We start from the raw sequence: 17084 nt of genomic DNA, 5'->3' as shown, positions 1-17084 counted from the left end.
GCAACGCGCCGGGGTGTCTTGCGTGGGCGGGGGCGTGGCTTACAGTTGGCGGGTGGAAAAGTACCAGTCCACCGTGTCGTAACCTTCGGCGGCGCGCGTCTCGGCGCCTTCGGCGGTGGCCGGCGGCGGCACGATCACCGCGTCGCCCGGTTTCCAGTTCTCGGGCATCGCACACTGGTTGGCGTCGGCCGTCTGCAGCGCCACGAGCAGGCGATGGATCTCGTCCACGGACCGGCCCGCGTTCATCGGGTAGTAGACCATGGCGCGCAGCACGCCCTCGGGGTCGATGATGAAGGTCGCGCGCACGGCCGCCGTGTCGGAGGCGCCCGGCTGGATCATGCCGTAGGCCTGTGCCACCTTCATGTTGAGATCGGCGATGATCGGGAAGGTGATCTCGACGCCGAACTTCTCCTTGATGTTCAGCATCCAGGCGATGTGGCTGTAGTGGCTGTCGATCGACAGGCCCAGCAGCTCGGCGCCCAGCGCGCTGAACTCGTCCTGCTTCCGGGCGAAGCCGATGAACTCGGTCGTGCACACGGGCGTGAAGTCCGCCGGGTGCGAGAACAGGATCAGCCACTTGCCCTTGTAATCCTCGAGCGTCTTGCGGCCGTCGGTGGTCGGGGCGTCGAAGGCCGGGGCGGGTTCGTTCAGCCGCGGCATGGCGGGGCTCTGGTTCGTCTCGGTCATGTCGTTCTCCATCCGGTTTCTTGCGATGCCGTAGACATAGGCGACCCGTTGTTATATTTGAAATGAATTAAAAGACTTACAGTGATAGGAAATTCCTATGTCCATGCCGGGTATCAGCCTGCGCCAGATCGGTTTCCTCGTGGCGCTGTCGGACGAGTTGAACTTTTCGCGCGCCGCGGAAGCCTGCAATGTCACCCAGCCCACGCTGTCGGCGGGCCTGCGTGAACTCGAGGGCACACTCGGCGTGCAGCTGGCCGAACGCACGCGGCGCAGTGTCATCATGACACCGGTGGGCCGGGAGATCGCCGAGCGCGGCCGCCGCCTGCTGATCGGCGCGCAGGACATCGAAACGCTCGCCGCCGAACAGAGCAAGCCGCATGCCGGCGACCTGACGCTGGGCGCGATACCCACCATAGGCCCCTTCCTGCTGCCGCGCGCTTTGCCGCGGATCCGCGACGCCTTTCCGAACCTGCGGCTGTTCCTGCGCGAGGAAATGACCGAGTCGCTGCTGGACGGGCTGCATGGCGGCCGCCTTGACGCCGTGGTGATCGCGCAGCCCTTCGAGATCGGCAACCTGGAAACGGCCTTCATGTTCGATGACGGCTATCATCTTGCCGCGCCACCCTCACAGGCAGAGGTGCCCGACGGCGCAGTGACCGGCGAGGTGCTGACGGGCAAACGGCTGATGCTGCTGGAAAAGGGTCACTGCCTGCAACGGCATGCCCTGTCGGCCTATCCCGGCGCCGACATCCGGCCCGACGAAAGCTTTTCGGCCACCAGCCTGTCCACGCTGATCGCCATGGTATCCGAGGGGCTGGGCATCACGCTTCTGCCGGACCTATCGATCGACGCCGGCGCGGCGCGCGGCAGCCAGCTTCGCCTGGCCCCGCTGGCGGACGCCTGTCCGCGCCACGTTGTCATGGCGTGGCGCAAGACATCGGCGCGCGCGGGGCTGTTCCGGGATCTTGCTGCGCTTCTGACACAAAGCCGAGATGCCATGCGCACCGCCTGACACGTCGTGACGGGCGATGCGCGTTTTGGCGGGCATCCCCGGGTTTCACGCATCGCGGCGTTTCCCGCCCGCGGGATCACACGGCCAGTTTCTTCTGCTGCGCGAACGGGCTGAGGCCAAGCCATGACTGCATGGTGTCGGCAAGCTCGGTATGCCCCACCATCGAAACCGATCCGTCGTCCACGGCGCGCGCGACCGTCCTGAGCCCCAGCCAGATCTCTGTCATCGTCCTGAGATCCGAGTTGATGAAAAGATCGACATCGAACCCCGGATCGACATGGCACAGATCCACCGTTCGGTCAGGTTCCACGATAAGCCACCAGTTGCGCTGTGACGGCGGCAATTCGGGATAGATGAATTCGAAAACGGTCTGCCTGGCGGGAACCGGGTCCGTGTCGAGGTTGCGCCGCATGTCCCACATAAGCAACTCGGGATCGAGGTTTTCGAGCGTCGGTTCGGCCTCCACCCATTTTTGCCCCCACATGCCAATGGCCTCGATGACCGGCTGCAGATCCCGGCCGGCCTGCGTCAGCCGGTAGGCGTCGAAATCCTGCGTCTGCGGCAACGGTTCGCGCACGACGATCCCGGCCGCCTCGAGTTCGCGGAGGCGTTTCGACAGCAGGGCCGGCGACATGCGCGGCACGCCGCGGCGCAATTCGTTGAAGCGGGTGGAGCCGGCGACAAGCTCTCGCAGCAAGACCATCGTCCACCGCGTGCAAAGGACTTCCGCCGCCATCGCGACAGGGCAGAACTGTTGGTAACTCGCGTTCGTCATCCTGGGCGCCCTCCCTCGGCGTTCCGCGAGCCTACCAAGGCGGCATGCGCGCCGGCCAGTTCAGAGTCTGTATCAGCCGGGGTTCAGTTCGTGAACTGGCCGAGCCGCGCCCGGCAAGTGCAGTCTGCCTGTACCGGGTCGCATCGTTTGCGACCGACGCAACACCGAGCCAGGGGAGCCAGCCATGCCACTTGTGGACATTCAACTGATCGATGGCGTTTTCGGCGCCGACGAGAAGCGACGCATGATCGAGGAGGTCACGGAGACGATGGTCCGCATCGAGGGCGAGGCCATGCGCAACGTGACCTAGGTCCGCGTCCAGGAGATCGCGAGCGGGGCCTGGGGGATCGGCGGCAAGCCAATGACCGCCGCCGACGTCAAGAAAGCGAGGGCACAGCCCGCGTAATCCCCGCACGCGGCCCGTCGACGCCGGGCCGCGCAGATCCATCCAACCGAACCGGGAAGGAGCACACCTTGACGACATCAACGGCCGAACAGCTGAGCGCGGTTTCACTCTATGAACGCCTGGGCGCGTCCGCCGGGATCAGGCGGATCGTCGACGGGATGGTAGACGCACATCTGCAGAACCCGGTCATCCGGGCACGGTTCCAGCCGTATATCGATGACCCCGAGCACGTGGAGGAAATCAAGCAGCACATCTGCACGTTCTTCGCCGTGCACACGGGTGGGCCCGGCACCTATGGCGGGCGCAGCATGACGCAGACGCATCGCGGCATGAACATCGACGCGGCGGAATACATGGCCGCAATCGACGATACACTCGCCACGATGGAGGGGCTGGGCCATGACCAAGAGACGCGGAACGAGGTTCTGGCAATCCTCTATCCGCTGAAATCCGAAATCCTTCACGTTTAGGAGAAGGGGCCGGGCCCCGCCAGCAGGCAGAAGAAGGCTGAGAAGCCATGGACAACACGATCGAGACAAGACGGTTCGAACGCCCCGACGAGGCGCTCGACATGCAGGAAATGGGCGGCATCAACATCGTCAGGATGCGGGACGGCACCGCCGGCATGTACGCGGTTTTCGAGCCCGGATGGACCTGGGAGAACGATGAAAAGCCGCTGCTCGGCTCGCCCGATTCATGCCCCATGCGCCACACGGGCTATTGCATCGCCGGCCGGCTGATGGTGCGCATGGTTGAAACCGGCGCCGAAACGCTGATCGAGACCGGCGATTTCTTCGAGATTCCGCCCGGTCATGACGCCTGCGTCGATGGCTCGGAACGCGTCGAGATGATCCTGTTCGAGGGGCCTGCCCACGAACACTGAGCGACCGGCGCGTCTCGGCCCGGCGCTGGCCCATTACGGCTACGGCGGCCGCGCATCGGACCGGGCCACATCGCAGGCTCAAAGCACACGCCGGCGCGCCAGAAGCAGGATGAGATAGCTGCCACCCCGGACGGACGCGAAAGACACGGCGGCCAGCACGAACTTGACCAGCGCATCCAGAAGCGCCCCCGGCGCAATCCCTATCAGGGCAATGAACGACAGGGCAAAAGCTTGGCGTCGCCCCAGCCGAAGCAACACGCCCAGAACTCCGGGACCGCCCGCGACCGCGAGGCCGGCACCGATCTCGTGGATCGGGCCGCCGACAAGCACAGCCGTGCCGACCAGTGCGAATGTGGCCCCGGCGCTCATCCCCGGGATGTCAGGGCCGGGCGACGTGCGTGATCACCAGCAAGAGGAACAGCGCGGGCAACCAAACGTGCTGAAGGCGCGGGGACAGGAAGGCGCCGCGCTCCAGGCAAGCGCGTATTTTTTTCGTCAGGTCACTCGGTCTTTCAGATGGTTAGCGGCCTCGGCGTGATGGCATTTTTCGTGATCTCCAAGCAAATTTTTTCGCACGTGGTAGCCAGGGCATGTCTCGATCACCACGCCCCCTGAACCCCCGGGCCTGGAAATTTGCCCGAAGCACCGGTCATTAGCCTCTGTCGTGGCGCGCCTCCGGCAGGCGCGGCACGTTCTCGTGTTTCATGGAGTTGCACAGCAGCCATGGATACACGGGCGCCACCATACAAGCCGCAACGGCATTACTATGCCTTCGGGGGCGCCGTTTTTGTCAGGCCGCCGTATAGCACTTCAGAAATCGAGGTTCTCGACGCTCAGCGCGTTGGACTGGATGAACTCCCGCCGCGGCTCGACCACGTCGCCCATCAGCTTGGTGAACAGGTCGTCGGCCTCGGCGACATCGTCGATCTTGACCTGAAGCAGCGTGCGCGCCTCGGGGTCGAGCGTGGTTTCCCACAACTGGTCCGGGTTCATCTCGCCCAGGCCCTTGTAGCGTTGCAGGGTCAGGCCCTTCTCGCCTTCCTTCAGGATCGCGTCGAGAAGGCCCAGCGGCCCGTGGATCAACTGGCTGCGGTCCTTTCGCACCAGGGTGGCCGGGGTTTCGTATATCTCTCGCAGGGAGCCGGTCATCTGGCCGATCATCCGCGCCTCGCCGCCGCGCAGGATGGGCCCGTCGAGCGTGCGGGCCTCTTCCACTCCGCGCACCACGCGGGTCAGGCGAATGCCGTGGTCCTGCGTGGGCCGCCCCTGCCAGCCGCGCTCGTATTCCACCGCGATCATGTCCAGCCGCGCGGCCACGGCATCGGCCACGCCCTGCAGGTCGGCATCGGCACGGCCCGGCAGGAAGGCCTCGGCGATCGCTGCCTGCTCCAGGATATGACGGGGATAGTGCGTCGGGAACGCCTCGAGGATGCGGCGGGCCTGGCGTGCCTCTTCCACGACGCGCACGAGGTCCGCACCGATGATCTCCTCGCCCGAGCCGAGCCGCAGAACGGCCTCCTCGGTGCCCTGCTGGATGAGGTAGTCCTCGAGTGCCGGTTCGTCCTTGAGATAGACCTCTGACTTGCCGCGCGAGACCTTGTAGAGCGGCGGCTGCGCGATGTAGAGGTGCCCCTGCTCGATGATCTGGGGCATCTGGCGGTAGAAGAACGTCAGAAGCAACGTCCGTATGTGCGCGCCGTCCACGTCGGCGTCCGTCATGATGACGATCTTGTTGTAGCGCAGTTTCGATATATCGAACTCGTCACGCCCGATCCCCGTGCCCAGCGCCATGACCAGGTTGCCGATCTCCTGGCTGGACAGCATCCGGTCGAAGCGCGCGCGCTCCACGTTCAGGATCTTGCCGCGCAGCGGCAGCACCGCCTGTGTGGCCCGGTCACGGCCGGTCTGGGCCGACCCGCCGGCGCTGTCACCCTCGACCAGGAACAGCTCGGTCTTGGCCGGGTCCTTTTCCGAACAGTCCTTGAGCTTGCCGGCAAGGTAATTGACGTCCATCGCCGTCTTGCGCCGCGTCAGCTCGCGCGCCTTGCGTGCCGCCTCGCGGGCCTGGGCGGCCTCGATGATCTTGCCGACGATGGTCTTGGCCTCGTTCGGGTGCTCCTCGAACCACTCCGACAGCCGTTCGCCCAGGAGGCCCTCGACCGCCGGCCGCACCTCGGAGCTGACGAGCTTGTCCTTGGTCTGCGAGCTGAACTTGGGATCGGGCACCTTGACCGACAGAACGCAGGTCAGCCCCTCGCGGGCGTCGTCGCCGGTGAAGCTGACCTTTTCCTTCTTGGCGATCCCGCTGTCCTGCGCGTATTTCTGGATCGTCCGGGTCAGCGCCCCGCGGAAACCGGCCATGTGGGTGCCCCCGTCGCGCTGCGGGATGTTGTTGGTGAATGGCAGCACGGTTTCATGGTAGCTGTCGTTCCACCACATCGCGACCTCGACCGAGATGCCGTCGCGCTCACCCTCGACGAAGATCGGGTCCTGTAGCATCGGGGTCTTGTGCCGGTCCAGGTACTTGACGAATTCGCGCACGCCACCGTCGTAATGCAGGTCGGCCTCGAGCGGCTCCTCCGGGCGTTCGTCGCGCAGCACGATCCGCACGCCCGAGTTCAGGAACGCCAGTTCGCGCAGGCGCCGCTCCAGGGTCTCGAAGTTGTAGTCGAGATTCGAGAACGTGTCGGTGGAGGCCAGGAAGCGCACCTGCGTGCCGGTGCGGTCGCCGGCGTCGTCCACGACATGCAGGTGCTCCACCGTCTCGCCATGCTCGAACCGGGCAAGGTGTTCCTTGCCGGCCCGCCAGATCCGCAGTTCCAGCCAGTCGGACAGGGCGTTGACCACCGAGACCCCCACCCCGTGCAGGCCGCCCGATACCTTGTAGGAGTTCTGGTCGAACTTCCCGCCGGCGTGCAGTTGCGTCATGATGACCTCGGCGGCCGAGACGCCTTCGTCCTCGTGGATTTCCACCGGAACGCCGCGTCCGTTGTCGGTGACCGAGACACTGTCGTCGCGATGGATCGTCACCGTCACCGCGTCGGCGTGACCGGCCAGTGCCTCGTCGATGCCGTTGTCCACGACCTCGTATACCATGTGGTGCAGGCCGGAGCCGTCGTCGGTGTCTCCGATATACATGCCGGGGCGCTTGCGAACAGCTTCCAACCCCTTGAGAACCCGTATGGATTCTGCGCCGTATGCATCTTCGCTGCGGGCGGCTTCGGACATTCGGACCTTCCTTGAGATTTTCGCCATCTTATACGATCCGTGGGGCAGAATGTCACGCGAATACGCTACATTTTGCGCGCACACGGGCGATGCCGCGCCTAGCTGAAGGGGATGATCAGCGCCACCGCGATCAGCAGGGCGCCCGAGATCACGTTCGTCCGGCGCAGCGCCGCCGGAGAGGTCATCAGGCCGCGGATCCGGTCCACGAAAAGCGCAAGCCCCAGGTTGCCCACCAGCGGGATCGCGAAGGACAGTGCGACGATCACGGCGATGTCGGCGGGGGTGATGGCGCCCAGGTCGAAGAACCCGGGCAACACCCCCATGTAGAAAAGGATCGCCTTCGGGTTCCCCAGGATCGCGGCGAGCCCGGCCATGAACCCCGCCCACATGCCCGGCCGCGTCAGCCGGCTGTCGGCGGTGATCGTCGCGTCGGCGTGCCGGATCAGCATCGCGCCCATCCCGAGGAATACCAGCGAAGCCACGACGCGGAGTGCCGTCATGAACCCGGAGAAAACCGAGACGATCCAGCTGACGCCGAGGATGGCAAGAAACGGCCAGAGCACGTCGCCCACCACCACGCCCAGCGCCAGCGGCCAGGCGGCATGGAACCCGCCAGACAGCGACCGGGCCAGCATCGCCACCCAGACCGGCCCGGGCGTCAGGAACAGCACGAGAAGCGCGCCGGCATAAAGCGCGGCATCGCCCGCCGAGATCGTCATTGCGCCTCCGGCAGGCTTAACGTGCCATCCGGATCGAGCGGCCAGAACGGGTTGAACGCCAGTTCCCAGACATGGCCGTCAGGATCGGCGAAATACCCCGCGTAACCGCCCCAGAATGCCTTTTGCGGGGCCTTGAGCGCCGTTGCCCCGGCCGCAAGCGCAGCCGCGTAGGCGGCATCGACCTCCGCTTCGCTGGCGAAATTCTGCGCAAGGCTCGCGGCGCCGGTGCCGAGGTCTGCCCCGGCACGGCCCTGGTCCGCCGCGAGATCCGCACGCCCGAACAGGCCAAGAACCTGCCCCTGCAGTTGGAAGAACACGATGCTTTCCTGCACGATTGCCGGGGTCCAGCCCAGCGCCTCGTAGAAGGCCCGCGCGCGCTCAAGGTCCGCGACGCCGAGGGTGATCACGCTTACGCGCTGCGGCAGGGTCATGGGTCCACCTCCTCGATGCGGCTTTCGCCGTTGGTTTCAGTCACATGCAGATGCTGGGCCCGGTCACCCAGCTCCGCGAACAGCTCCGGCCCGGTCGCGGTCATCCACGCCTGCGCGCCCAGCGCGCAGACCTCATCGTATAGCGCGGCGCGACGATCCGCGTCGAGATGCGCCGCCACCTCGTCCAGCAGCACGATCGGCGGGGCGCCGAAATCCTGCGCCAGCGCGCGCGCGTTGGCCAGGATCAGCGACACCAGCAGCGCCTTCTGCTCCCCGGTGGAACAGTCGCGCGCCGGCAGGCCCTTGGCGGCATAGGCGGCGTGCAGGTCCGCCCGGTGCGGCCCGACCAGAGTGCGGCCGGCGGCCATGTCGCGGAACCGGCTTTCGGAAAGGGCCCCTGCCAACTCCGGCTCGGAGTGCGGGGCCGGCCCGTCGGCCGCCGCGAGGTCAAGCTCGGCCGCCGGAAAGGCGGTTTCCGCGTCCCGTGCGGCGGCCGCGAGGCGGGCCAGCGCGGACCGCCGGTTGGCCTGGATTTCCGCGCCGGCACGGCCCATCTGCGCCTCCAGCGCCGTGTACCAGTGCGCGTCGCGCACCTCTTCGCGCAACAGACGGTTGCGTTCGCGCATCGCCTTTTCGTAGGTCAGCGTCGCCTCGGCATGTCCGGGGTGGAAACTCAGCGTCATCCGGTCGAGGAACCTGCGTCGCCCCTCGGCGCCCTCGATCCAGAGCCTGTCCATCGACGGGATCAGCCACAACACCCGCGCGATACGGCCCAGCGCCACCTGCGCGGCCGGCTTGCCGTCGATGGCCACCTGCCGCGGCGCCCCACCCTCGGACCGGATTTCCAACTCGTGGCTGCGGTCGGGCGCGTGCAGTATGCCCCCGACCTTCCAGCCCGGCGCATCCGGGCGTCGCGCCATGTCCCCGGCCGCGGCGCGCCGCAGGCCCCGGCCCGGCGAGAACAGCGAAACGGCCTCGAGGATATTCGTCTTTCCCGCGCCGTTCGGCCCGAAGATCGCCACGGGCCGCGCATCCGGCTCAAGCCGTGCCGCCCGGTGCGAGCGGAAATGCGACAGGCTCAGCGCGGACAGGTGGAGGCCGGACATTCACCACCCTTCATCTTGCCGGAAATACTCTCGCCTAAGACGGCCGGCGAAACCGGTTTCGCGGGTCTTCACACCCGCATGGGCATCACGACGTAAACGGCCGTCGTGTCGTTGCCTTCGCGCATCAGCGTGGGATCCCCCGAGGAGTTGAACAGGAACACCGCGTTCTCGCGGTCCACCTGGCTGGCGATCTCCAGAAGGTACTTGGCATTGAACCCGATCTCGAGCTTCTCGTCGCCATAGGCGACGGCCAGCTCCTCTTCGGCGGCGCCGCTGTCGGGCGCGTTGACCGACAGGACCAGCCGGTCCTCGTCAAGGGACAGCTTAACCGCGCGCGACCGTTCCGAGCTGACCGTGGCGACCCGGTCGACGGCGGATGCGAATTCGCTGGCGTCCACCTCCATGCGCTTCGTGTTGCCCTGCGGGATCACGCGGCTGTAATCGGGGAACGTGCCGTCGATCACCTTCGAGGTCAGCGTGATGTCGGGCGTGGCGAAGCGCACCTTCGTATCGCTTACCGAAACGGCGATCTGCATCTCGTCGTCTTCCAGCAGCTTGCGCAACTCGCCCACCGTCTTGCGGGGCACGATCACGCCGGGCATCTCGCCCGCGCCCTCGGGCAGGTCGGCGTCGATCCGCGCCAAGCGGTGGCCGTCGGTGGCCACGCAGCGCAGGACCTTGCCGCCCTCGGCCTCGGCGACGTGCATGTAGACACCGTTGAGGTAATAGCGCGTCTCCTCGGTCGAGATCGCGAACTTCGACTTGTCGAACAGCCGCCGCAGCACGGGCGCCGGCGCGCTGAAGTTGCTGGCGTATTCCGAGGAGGCCATCACCGGGAAGTCCTCCTTCGGCAACGTGGCGAGCTGGAAGTTCGAACGCCCGGCGGAAACCGTCAGCCGCCCCGACGCCCCGTCGTCGGCCAGTGTGACGAGCGCGCCATCGGGCAGCTTGCGCACGATTTCGTGCAAGGTCACCGCCGGCACCGTGGTGGCGCCGGCACGCTCGACCTGTGCCGCGGCCTTGTCCACCACCTCGACATCGAGGTCCGTCGCCCGGAAATGCACCCCGTCGCCCTCGGCCTCGATCAGCACGTTGGCAAGGATCGGGATCGTGTTGCGCCGCTCGACCACCGATTGCGCCTGGGACACGGCCTTGAGCAGCGTGCCGCGTTCGATGCTGAATTTCATGCCCTCGCTCCTTCTCCGCGGCCGGTCTGGCGCCGGGATCGGCAAGGTAGCAACTTCCCCTTGCGGCTCAAGACCTTTCTTGAACTGTCAACGGCGTTGCCCGGCCCTCGAAGGTCGCGGCCCCGGCTTGGCCCGCTCAGGCCTCCAGCGCGCGCCGCAGCAGCTCAAGGTCCTCGGCGATCTGGCCGTCCTGCTGGCGCAGGTCGTCGATACGCTTGACGCCGTGCATCACCGTCGTGTGGTCGCGTCCGCCGAACCGCCGCCCGATCTCGGGAAGCGAGCGGCTGGTCAGCTGCTTGCACAGGTACATCGCCACCTGCCGCGGCCGCGCGAAGCTGCGCAGGCGCTTGGGCCCGATCATGTCGGACAGGCGGATGTTGTAATGCTCGGCGACCTGGCGCTGGATCTCCTCGATATTGATCTTGCGCTCCGAGGCGCGCAGCACGTCGGCCAGACAGTCCTGCGTCAGCTCGAGCGTGATCTCGTGGCCCACCAGCGACGCAAAGGCGAAGAGCCGTGTCAGCGCCCCTTCGAGGACGCGCACATTCGTGCTGATGCGGTGGGCGAGGAATTCCAGAACGCCCGAGTCGATCTTCAGGCCGGGATAGGTCTGCTGGTACTGGTCGACCTTCGATTGCAGGATGCCCAGCCGCAATTCGTAGTCGGTCGGATGCAGGTCCACGACGAGGCCGCATTGCAGGCGCGACTTGATGCGATCCTCGAGATTGGCGATCTCGCCCGGCGCGCGGTCACCCGAGATGACGATCTGCTTGTTCTGGTCCACCAGCGCGTTGAAGGTATGAAAGAACTCCTCCTGCGTGCTGTCCTTGCCCGCGATGAACTGCACGTCGTCCACCATCAGCACGTCGACCGAGCGGAACATTTCCTTGAAGTCCATCATCTTCTTGTCGCGCAGGGCCTGGACGAACCGGTACATGAACTGTTCGGCCGACAGGTAGACCACGTTCAATTCGGACCGGCGCGTGCGCAGGTCCCAGGCGATCGCGTGCATCAGATGCGTCTTGCCCAGGCCGACGCCGCCGTAAAGGAAAAGCGGGTTGAACGTCACCGGGCCGCCTTCCGACACCCGCTTGGCCGCGGCGTGGGCCAGCTCGTTGGGCTTGCCGACCACGAAGGTCTCGAACGTGAAACGATCGTCGAGCGGCGCGGTGGGAACCTGCGTCTCGCCCACCGTCGCCTGCTGCGGCTTCTCCGCCCGCCCGGCCCGGGGTTCGTCCGCCGTCTCGGGCACACGTTCCTTCACGCGGAACCCGATGCGGCGCACGTCGGGCGCGATCGTGTTGACGTGATACCGGATCAGGTCACCGAAGTTCTGCGAAACGTAGTTCCCCACGAAACTGGTCGGCACGAAGAACGTCGCGATGCCCTCGGAGACGTCGGCCAGTTCAAGGGGCTCGATCCACGTGCTGTAGTTGTTCTGCCCCACACTTTTCAGAAGCTCCTGTTTCAGACGGCCCCATTGCTCTTTTTTCATCCTTCCCTGTTCCACGCTCGCCTACATCCTGTCCCGCGTTCCGGACGCATCATGCGTCACCCATTCCCGGATCCACGCAACCGGCATGCGGACAAAGGCCAGCTGCCTCCATTGCTGCAGGCAGCAACGGAACCCAACGGCAAATCGCCGTTCTTGACCTTCGACCAGGTTCGGCATGATGCCGGCCGTCCCCTTGCCGGGCATCACCGAGAGCGCCGTCCCGTGCATACTTGTCGGACGTGGGCGTCACAGGATGGGTCGCGGATCAGCCCCGAACCCGTCTCGCGCAACAGCCGCCTGTCCCCCCAAGCGTGAATCGCAGGGCTTAAGCTAGCAACAGGCCGCGCGGGGCGGCAACTCAACTTCTGGCTTGACTCTGGAAAGCGGGGAAAAGAATCCCGGGCGTCGTTTTCAGGTCACGCCACGAAAAAAGGCGCCCCGCGAAGGGCGCCCTTGGCATTCACTTGGCATTCAATGGCTTACGCGGATCCGCTCAGCCGAGCGCCTTCACCCTGGCGGCGAGGCGCGACATCTTGCGGGCGGCCGTGTTCTTGTGGAACACGCCCTTGGAGACGCCGCGCATCAGTTCCGGCTGGGCCGCGCGCAGGGCGTTCATCGCCGCCTCCTTGTCGCCGGCCTTGATCGCTTCTTCGACCTTGCGGATGTGCGTGCGGATACGCGAGCGCCGCGCCTTGTTGATCGCCAGACGGTTCTGGTTCTGCCGGGCGCGCTTCCTTGCCTGAGGCGAATTTGCCATGTTCTTCAAACCCTTGCTTCGTTCGGTCCATCGGTATTCTGCACGTCCTCGATGCCCGAACGGGCGCCGCTTTCACGGCCGGTTCTTGCCTGGGCGGGCATCACGCGCATGTCTGGCGCCCGCCTATACGTGATGTCGCGGGATTTGCAAACAGGAATCTGAGGGGCGCACGTATTCCGCGCACACCGGCAAAGTGATTCGCGCCAAGGTTGCGTCAGCGTGTCGCGTCACTTGTCGCGGAACTGCGCCTCGCGCTTCTCCATGAAGGCCGACATGCCTTCCTTCTGGTCTTCCGTGGCGAAGAGGGAATGGAACACGCGGCGCTCGAACAGAAGGCCCTCACGCAGGCTCGTTTCCTCGGCACGGTTGACGGCCTCCTTGACGGCCATGACCGTGATCATCGACTTCTCGGCGATCTTGTCGGCGGCGGAACGGGTCTCTTCCATCAGTTTCTTGGCAGGCACCACCCGGCTGACCAGGCCGGCGCGCTCGGCCTCTTGCGCATCCATGAAGCGGCCCGTGAGGTTCATGTCCATCGCCTTGGACTTTCCGATCGCCCGCGTCAGCCGCTGGGTGCCCCCGAGCCCCGCCATGACGCCGAGGTTGATCTCCGGCTGGCCGAACTTCGCCGTGTCCGAGCAGATGATGAAATCGCACATCATCGCCAGCTCGCAGCCGCCGCCCAGCGCATAGCCCGACACGGCGGCGATGATCGGTTTGCGCACGCGCATGATCGCTTCGCTTTCGGGGGTGAAGAGGTCCCCGGCGAAGGCATCGACGAAAGACTTTTCGCTCATCATCTTGATGTCGGCACCGCCGGCAAAGGCCTTGTCGGACCCCGTAATGATGATGCAGCGCACCTTCTCGTTCTTCTGGGCCTCGCCCAGCGCCTGCGCCAGTTCCGTCAGGAGCTGGTCGTTCAGCGCGTTCATCGCGTCGGGCCGGTTCAGCTTGATGAGGGCGACGTGGTCTTCTACTTCGACGATGATCGTCTCATAGGCCATGAATTCTGCTTTCGCTGGTTTCGCTCAAAGCCGATTCCTTACCATTGTGGCGAGGCGGATCAACCTATCTTTGGCAGCGCGGACAGTAGAAGCTTGACCGGGCCGACTGAACGATCCGCGCCACCGTCCCGGCGCACCCTTCCCTGCGGCACGGCGCGCCCTCGCGACCGTAGACGTCGAAGCTGTGCTGGAAGTAGCCGAGTTCTCCGTCGGCCTGCCGGTAATCGCGCAACGACGATCCGCCGGCATCGATGGCATCGTGCAGCACCGCGCGGATCGCCGGTACCAGCCCGGCAATGCGCCGTGCCGAAACGCGGTCACACCGGCGTTTCGGCGAGACGCCGGCGCGGAACAGCGCCTCGCAGACATAGATGTTGCCCAGCCCCGCAACGGTGCGCTGATCCAGCAACGCCGCCTTGACGGTCGTCCGCCGCCCGCGCAGCGCCGCGATCAGCCCCGCCTCGCTGAAGGCATTGCCCAGCGGCTCCGGCCCGAGCCGGGCCAGCAGCCAATGCGCGTCGGTGGCGCCGGTGGGGATCAGGTCCATCGCCCCGAAACGGCGCGGGTCGTTGAAGGTGATCCGCGCGCCGCTGTCCATGTCCAGAACGACGTGATCGTGACGTTCCGGGGCTGGATGCTCGTGAACGAACCGGCCGAGCGGATCGCCGGAAACGAGGATACGGCCGGACATGCCCAGATGCACCAGCAGCGTTTCGCCCGACGACAAATCGGCCAGCAGGTATTTCGACCGCCGCCGCAGCGCCAGCACCCGCACGCCGGCCAGGCGGACTGCCATCCCCACCGGCAGGGGCCAGCGCAGGTCGGGCCGGTTGACGCAAGCCCGCACGATCACCGCCCCCTCCGCGACCGGGGCGAGGGCGCGGCGGACTGTCTCGACCTCTGGCAATTCGGGCATTGCGTCCTCTCTTGTGGGTTCGCGCGCATTGTGTCCGGCCCCGGGCGCCCTATAAGAAGGTCCAGAACAAGGAACGGCAACCCCGATGCACGACAAGTCCACCCATTTCGGTTTCCAGACGGTGCCCGAGTCGGAAAAGGCCGGGCGCGTCCGCGGCGTGTTCGGCAGCGTGGCGACGAAATACGACCTCATGAACGACGCCATGAGCTTCGGCATCCACCGGCTGTGGAAGGACGCGATGATGGACTGGCTTGCGCCCCGGCCCGGCCAGCACCTTCTCGATGTGGCCGGCGGCACGGGCGACATCGCCTTTCGCTTCCTCAAGCGCGCGGGCCGGGGCCACGCCACTGTCCTGGACCTGACCGAGGCAATGCTGGACGCCGGGCGGCAAAGGGCGGAAGCCGAACAGCTCGGTGGCAGCATCGACTGGGTGGTGGGCGACGCGATGGCGCTGCCCTTCGCCGACTCCAGCTTCGAAGTCTACACGATCAGCTTCGGAATCCGGAACGTTACCCGCCCGGAGCAGGCTCTGGCCGAAGCGTTCCGCGTGCTTCGGCCCGGCGGTCGCTTGATGGTCCTCGAGTTCAGCCAGGTGCCCAATGACCTGCTGCGCTGGGCCTACGACCTGTACAGTTTCCACATCATCCCGCGGATGGGTCAGGTCATCGCGCGCGACCGCGAGAGTTACCAGTACCTTGTCGAATCGATCCGCCAGTTTCCCGATCAGGACGGATTTGCCGCGATGATCCGCGACGCGGGCTTCGATCAGGTGAAATACCGCAACCTGACGATGGGCGTGGCCTGTCTGCATTCCGGCTGGAAGATCTGAATGCGCGGCCCCCACAATATCTGGCGGCTGATACGCACCGGCGCCACGCTGGAACGCACCGGCGCGATGCGGGTAATCATGGATGCCTTCGAGGCCCCTGCGCCAGTGCGTGTGACGATGCGCGCCCTGGCCTGGCCGTTCAAGTGGCTCGGCGTGAAGGGCGACCCGGACATGCCGCCGGCCACCCGCGCGTTGACCGCGCTGGGCCCGGCCTACATCAAGTTCGGCCAGATCCTGTCGACGCGACCCGACGTCGTGGGCGAGCAACTGGCGCAACAGTTGCGCGTGCTGCAGGACAAGCTGGCCCCCTTTCCGATCGAGCAGGCCAAGGAAAGCATCCACCACGAGCTGGGCCAGCCGGTCGACGCGCTGTTTTCCGAGTTCAGCCCGCCGATCGCGGCGGCCTCCATCGCGCAGGTTCACAAGGCCCGGGACATCGGGACGGGCGAACCGCTGGCCGTGAAGGTTCTGCGGCCGGGGATCGAACGCGCCTTCCGCAAGGATATCGACGCCTTTTACCTTGCCGCGCGGATGATCGAGTTGCTGTCGCCCGCGTCACGCCGTTTGCGACCCACCGACGTGATCGCGCATTTCGAGGGCGTGGTCATGGGCGAACTCGACCTGCGGCTCGAGTCGTCGTCGGCATCGGAATTCGCGGCGAACACCGAAGAGGACGAGGGCTTTGAACTGCCGCGCGTGAAATGGAACCTGTCGGCGCGGCGGGTCATGACGCTTGGCTGGGCCGACGGCGTGCCGCTGGGCGACAACGATGCGCTCGATGCCGCGGGTCATGACCGTGCCCGGCTGGCCGAACGCGTGCTGCAGCTGTTCCTGAGCCACGCGCTGCGCGACGGCTACTTTCACGCCGACATGCACCAGGGCAACCTGAAGGTGTCGGCGCGCGGCGACATCATCGCCTATGATTTCGGCATCATGGGCCATATCGACGAATACACGCGCCGGGTCTACGCCGAGATCCTCTACGGGTTCATCAAGCGCGACTACCGCCGGGTGGCCGAGGTCCATTTCGAAGCCGGCTACGTCCCCGCCGACCAGGACGTGACCGAATTCGCCCGCGCCCTGCGCGCCGTCGGCGAGCCGATCTTCGGCATGGATGCCAGCCACATCTCGATGGGCAATCTGCTGAGCTATCTCTTCGAGGTCACCGAACGCTTCGGGATGGAAACGCGTACCGAGCTGATCCTGCTACAGCGCACCATGGTGGTGGTGGAAGGCGTGGCGCGCTCGCTGAGCCCGCAGATCAACATCTGGCAGGTCGCACGGCCGGTGGTCGAGGACTACATCCGCAAGAACGTCGGCCCGCGCGCCGCCGTGCGCGACCTTGCCAATACGGCCGCGGTCTTGTCGCGGTACGGTCCGCGTTTGCCCGGCCTGGTCGAGGCGGCGCTGATCCGGCAGTCGGAGACGCAGAGCTCGCCACGCCGAAGCAATGCCACGGCAACCGCGGGCTGGATCGTCGCGGGCGCCGCGGCCGGATCCGGCCTGACCACGCTGTGGTTCCTGCTGGCCTGACGCAGATATTGCGGAAAGGCACCGAGCGGCCGGTGGCCCCGACAATTGGGTTGTTGTTGCGCGGCGCAATCGGATAGGGTCTGTGCAGGTTCTCCAAGGGGCTCGGGGGCAAGGTG

Annotated in this window: 18 protein-coding genes; 6 read left to right on the top strand and 12 right to left on the bottom strand. The window is 66.0% G+C overall.

Annotated features, from left to right (window positions below):
* Positions 1–39 precede the first annotated feature (39 nt).
* Complete coding sequence (locus CEF10_RS05735) at positions 40–699, bottom strand: peroxiredoxin (RefSeq protein WP_408638422.1); 660 nt, start codon at positions 697–699, stop codon at positions 40–42.
* Positions 700–790: 91 nt separating this feature from the next.
* On the opposite strand from CEF10_RS05735, the gene CEF10_RS05730 reads away from it, so the two are divergent.
* Complete coding sequence (locus tag CEF10_RS05730; RefSeq protein ID WP_101067294.1) at positions 791–1699, top strand: hydrogen peroxide-inducible genes activator; 909 nt, start codon at positions 791–793, stop codon at positions 1697–1699.
* Positions 1700–1775: 76 nt separating this feature from the next.
* On the opposite strand, the gene CEF10_RS05725 is transcribed toward CEF10_RS05730, so the two are convergent.
* Positions 1776–2474, bottom strand: a complete 699-nt coding sequence (locus tag CEF10_RS05725) for a winged helix-turn-helix transcriptional regulator (protein ID WP_101067173.1) — start codon at positions 2472–2474, stop codon at positions 1776–1778.
* Positions 2475–2658: 184 nt separating this feature from the next.
* Between CEF10_RS05725 and CEF10_RS17160 the strand changes: the two genes are divergently transcribed.
* The 3 genes from CEF10_RS17160 (at position 2659) to CEF10_RS05710 (ending at position 3763) form a co-directional block, all read left to right on the top strand.
* Entirely contained in the window at positions 2659–2784 is a 126-nt protein-coding gene (locus CEF10_RS17160; RefSeq protein ID WP_108723455.1) for a tautomerase family protein, read from the top strand.
* A gap of 164 nt (positions 2785–2948) precedes the next feature.
* The gene (locus CEF10_RS05715; protein ID WP_101067172.1) at positions 2949–3350 is read left to right on the top strand and encodes a group I truncated hemoglobin; all 402 of its coding nucleotides are present in this window, start codon (positions 2949–2951) and stop codon (positions 3348–3350) included.
* 47 nt (positions 3351–3397) lie between these two features.
* Complete coding sequence (locus CEF10_RS05710) at positions 3398–3763, top strand: cupin domain-containing protein (RefSeq protein WP_101067171.1); 366 nt, start codon at positions 3398–3400, stop codon at positions 3761–3763.
* 78 nt (positions 3764–3841) lie between these two features.
* On the opposite strand, the gene CEF10_RS05705 is transcribed toward CEF10_RS05710, so the two are convergent.
* From CEF10_RS05705 to mutM, 10 genes are all read right to left on the bottom strand, one after another.
* Positions 3842–4132 carry a hypothetical protein gene (locus tag CEF10_RS05705; RefSeq protein WP_101067170.1) on the bottom strand — a complete coding sequence of 97 codons (291 nt, stop codon included), beginning with the start codon at positions 4130–4132 and terminating at the stop codon, positions 3842–3844.
* A gap of 441 nt (positions 4133–4573) precedes the next feature.
* Positions 4574–6991 (bottom strand): DNA topoisomerase (ATP-hydrolyzing) subunit B, encoded by a 2418-nt coding sequence (gene gyrB, locus CEF10_RS05700; RefSeq protein ID WP_101067169.1) that lies wholly within the window; start codon positions 6989–6991, stop codon positions 4574–4576.
* A 98-nt stretch (positions 6992–7089) separates the two neighbouring features.
* Positions 7090–7710, bottom strand: a complete 621-nt coding sequence (locus tag CEF10_RS05695; RefSeq protein ID WP_101067168.1) for a LysE family translocator — start codon at positions 7708–7710, stop codon at positions 7090–7092.
* On the bottom strand, positions 7707–8141 hold the full coding sequence (locus CEF10_RS05690) for a VOC family protein (protein ID WP_101067167.1): 435 nt from the start codon (positions 8139–8141) through the stop codon (positions 7707–7709). The genes CEF10_RS05695 and CEF10_RS05690 overlap by 4 nt, the downstream gene beginning before the upstream one ends.
* Positions 8138–9247 carry a DNA replication/repair protein RecF gene (gene recF / locus CEF10_RS05685; protein WP_101067166.1) on the bottom strand — a complete coding sequence of 370 codons (1110 nt, stop codon included), beginning with the start codon at positions 9245–9247 and terminating at the stop codon, positions 8138–8140. The genes CEF10_RS05690 and recF overlap by 4 nt, the downstream gene beginning before the upstream one ends.
* Before the next feature lie 68 nt (positions 9248–9315).
* Complete coding sequence (gene dnaN, locus CEF10_RS05680; RefSeq protein WP_101067165.1) at positions 9316–10434, bottom strand: DNA polymerase III subunit beta; 1119 nt, start codon at positions 10432–10434, stop codon at positions 9316–9318.
* A 136-nt stretch (positions 10435–10570) separates the two neighbouring features.
* Positions 10571–11929 carry a chromosomal replication initiator protein DnaA gene (gene dnaA, locus CEF10_RS05675; RefSeq protein ID WP_101067164.1) on the bottom strand — a complete coding sequence of 453 codons (1359 nt, stop codon included), beginning with the start codon at positions 11927–11929 and terminating at the stop codon, positions 10571–10573.
* A gap of 493 nt (positions 11930–12422) precedes the next feature.
* Entirely contained in the window at positions 12423–12686 is a 264-nt protein-coding gene (gene rpsT, locus CEF10_RS05665) for a 30S ribosomal protein S20 (protein WP_101067293.1), read from the bottom strand.
* Between the two features lie 227 nt (positions 12687–12913).
* On the bottom strand, positions 12914–13690 hold the full coding sequence (locus CEF10_RS05660; protein WP_101067162.1) for an enoyl-CoA hydratase: 777 nt from the start codon (positions 13688–13690) through the stop codon (positions 12914–12916).
* Between the two features lie 64 nt (positions 13691–13754).
* Positions 13755–14606 carry a bifunctional DNA-formamidopyrimidine glycosylase/DNA-(apurinic or apyrimidinic site) lyase gene (mutM, locus tag CEF10_RS05655; RefSeq protein ID WP_101067161.1) on the bottom strand — a complete coding sequence of 284 codons (852 nt, stop codon included), beginning with the start codon at positions 14604–14606 and terminating at the stop codon, positions 13755–13757.
* 85 nt (positions 14607–14691) lie between these two features.
* Here mutM and ubiE point away from each other — a divergent pair, with 85 nt between their 5' ends.
* The gene (gene ubiE / locus CEF10_RS05650) at positions 14692–15435 is read left to right on the top strand and encodes a bifunctional demethylmenaquinone methyltransferase/2-methoxy-6-polyprenyl-1,4-benzoquinol methylase UbiE (protein WP_101067160.1); all 744 of its coding nucleotides are present in this window, start codon (positions 14692–14694) and stop codon (positions 15433–15435) included.
* Positions 15436–16968: a 2-polyprenylphenol 6-hydroxylase gene (gene ubiB / locus CEF10_RS05645; RefSeq protein ID WP_101067159.1), complete on the top strand. Its 1533-nt coding sequence runs from the start codon at positions 15436–15438 to the stop codon at positions 16966–16968.
* The last annotated feature ends 116 nt before the right edge of the window (positions 16969–17084 follow it).

The organism is Roseovarius salinarum (genome assembly GCF_002834145.1).
Taxonomy (GTDB): Bacteria; Pseudomonadota; Alphaproteobacteria; order Rhodobacterales; family Rhodobacteraceae; genus Roseovarius; species Roseovarius salinarum.
This window is presented reverse-complemented; position numbering and strand designations above follow the sequence as displayed.

What these genes read in the sequence shown, in the direction of transcription:
- mutM (WP_101067161.1), bottom strand. Translation starts at nt 14,606, where the DNA reads ATGCCCGAATTGCCAGAGGTCGAGACAGTCCGCCGCGCCCTCGCCCCG.
- CEF10_RS05730 (WP_101067294.1), top strand. Translation starts at nt 791, where the DNA reads ATGCCGGGTATCAGCCTGCGCCAGATCGGTTTCCTCGTGGCGCTGTCG.
- CEF10_RS05725 (WP_101067173.1), bottom strand. Translation starts at nt 2,474, where the DNA reads ATGACGAACGCGAGTTACCAACAGTTCTGCCCTGTCGCGATGGCGGCG.
- CEF10_RS05695 (WP_101067168.1), bottom strand. Translation starts at nt 7,710, where the DNA reads ATGACGATCTCGGCGGGCGATGCCGCGCTTTATGCCGGCGCGCTTCTC.
- dnaA (WP_101067164.1), bottom strand. Translation starts at nt 11,929, where the DNA reads ATGAAAAAAGAGCAATGGGGCCGTCTGAAACAGGAGCTTCTGAAAAGT.
- CEF10_RS17160 (WP_108723455.1), top strand. Translation starts at nt 2,659, where the DNA reads ATGCCACTTGTGGACATTCAACTGATCGATGGCGTTTTCGGCGCCGAC.
- gyrB (WP_101067169.1), bottom strand. Translation starts at nt 6,991, where the DNA reads ATGTCCGAAGCCGCCCGCAGCGAAGATGCATACGGCGCAGAATCCATA.
- CEF10_RS05710 (WP_101067171.1), top strand. Translation starts at nt 3,398, where the DNA reads ATGGACAACACGATCGAGACAAGACGGTTCGAACGCCCCGACGAGGCG.
- CEF10_RS05735 (WP_408638422.1), bottom strand. Translation starts at nt 699, where the DNA reads ATGGAGAACGACATGACCGAGACGAACCAGAGCCCCGCCATGCCGCGG.
- rpsT (WP_101067293.1), bottom strand. Translation starts at nt 12,686, where the DNA reads ATGGCAAATTCGCCTCAGGCAAGGAAGCGCGCCCGGCAGAACCAGAAC.
- CEF10_RS05690 (WP_101067167.1), bottom strand. Translation starts at nt 8,141, where the DNA reads ATGACCCTGCCGCAGCGCGTAAGCGTGATCACCCTCGGCGTCGCGGAC.
- CEF10_RS05660 (WP_101067162.1), bottom strand. Translation starts at nt 13,690, where the DNA reads ATGGCCTATGAGACGATCATCGTCGAAGTAGAAGACCACGTCGCCCTC.
- recF (WP_101067166.1), bottom strand. Translation starts at nt 9,247, where the DNA reads ATGTCCGGCCTCCACCTGTCCGCGCTGAGCCTGTCGCATTTCCGCTCG.
- ubiB (WP_101067159.1), top strand. Translation starts at nt 15,436, where the DNA reads ATGCGCGGCCCCCACAATATCTGGCGGCTGATACGCACCGGCGCCACG.
- CEF10_RS05705 (WP_101067170.1), bottom strand. Translation starts at nt 4,132, where the DNA reads ATGAGCGCCGGGGCCACATTCGCACTGGTCGGCACGGCTGTGCTTGTC.
- ubiE (WP_101067160.1), top strand. Translation starts at nt 14,692, where the DNA reads ATGCACGACAAGTCCACCCATTTCGGTTTCCAGACGGTGCCCGAGTCG.
- dnaN (WP_101067165.1), bottom strand. Translation starts at nt 10,434, where the DNA reads ATGAAATTCAGCATCGAACGCGGCACGCTGCTCAAGGCCGTGTCCCAG.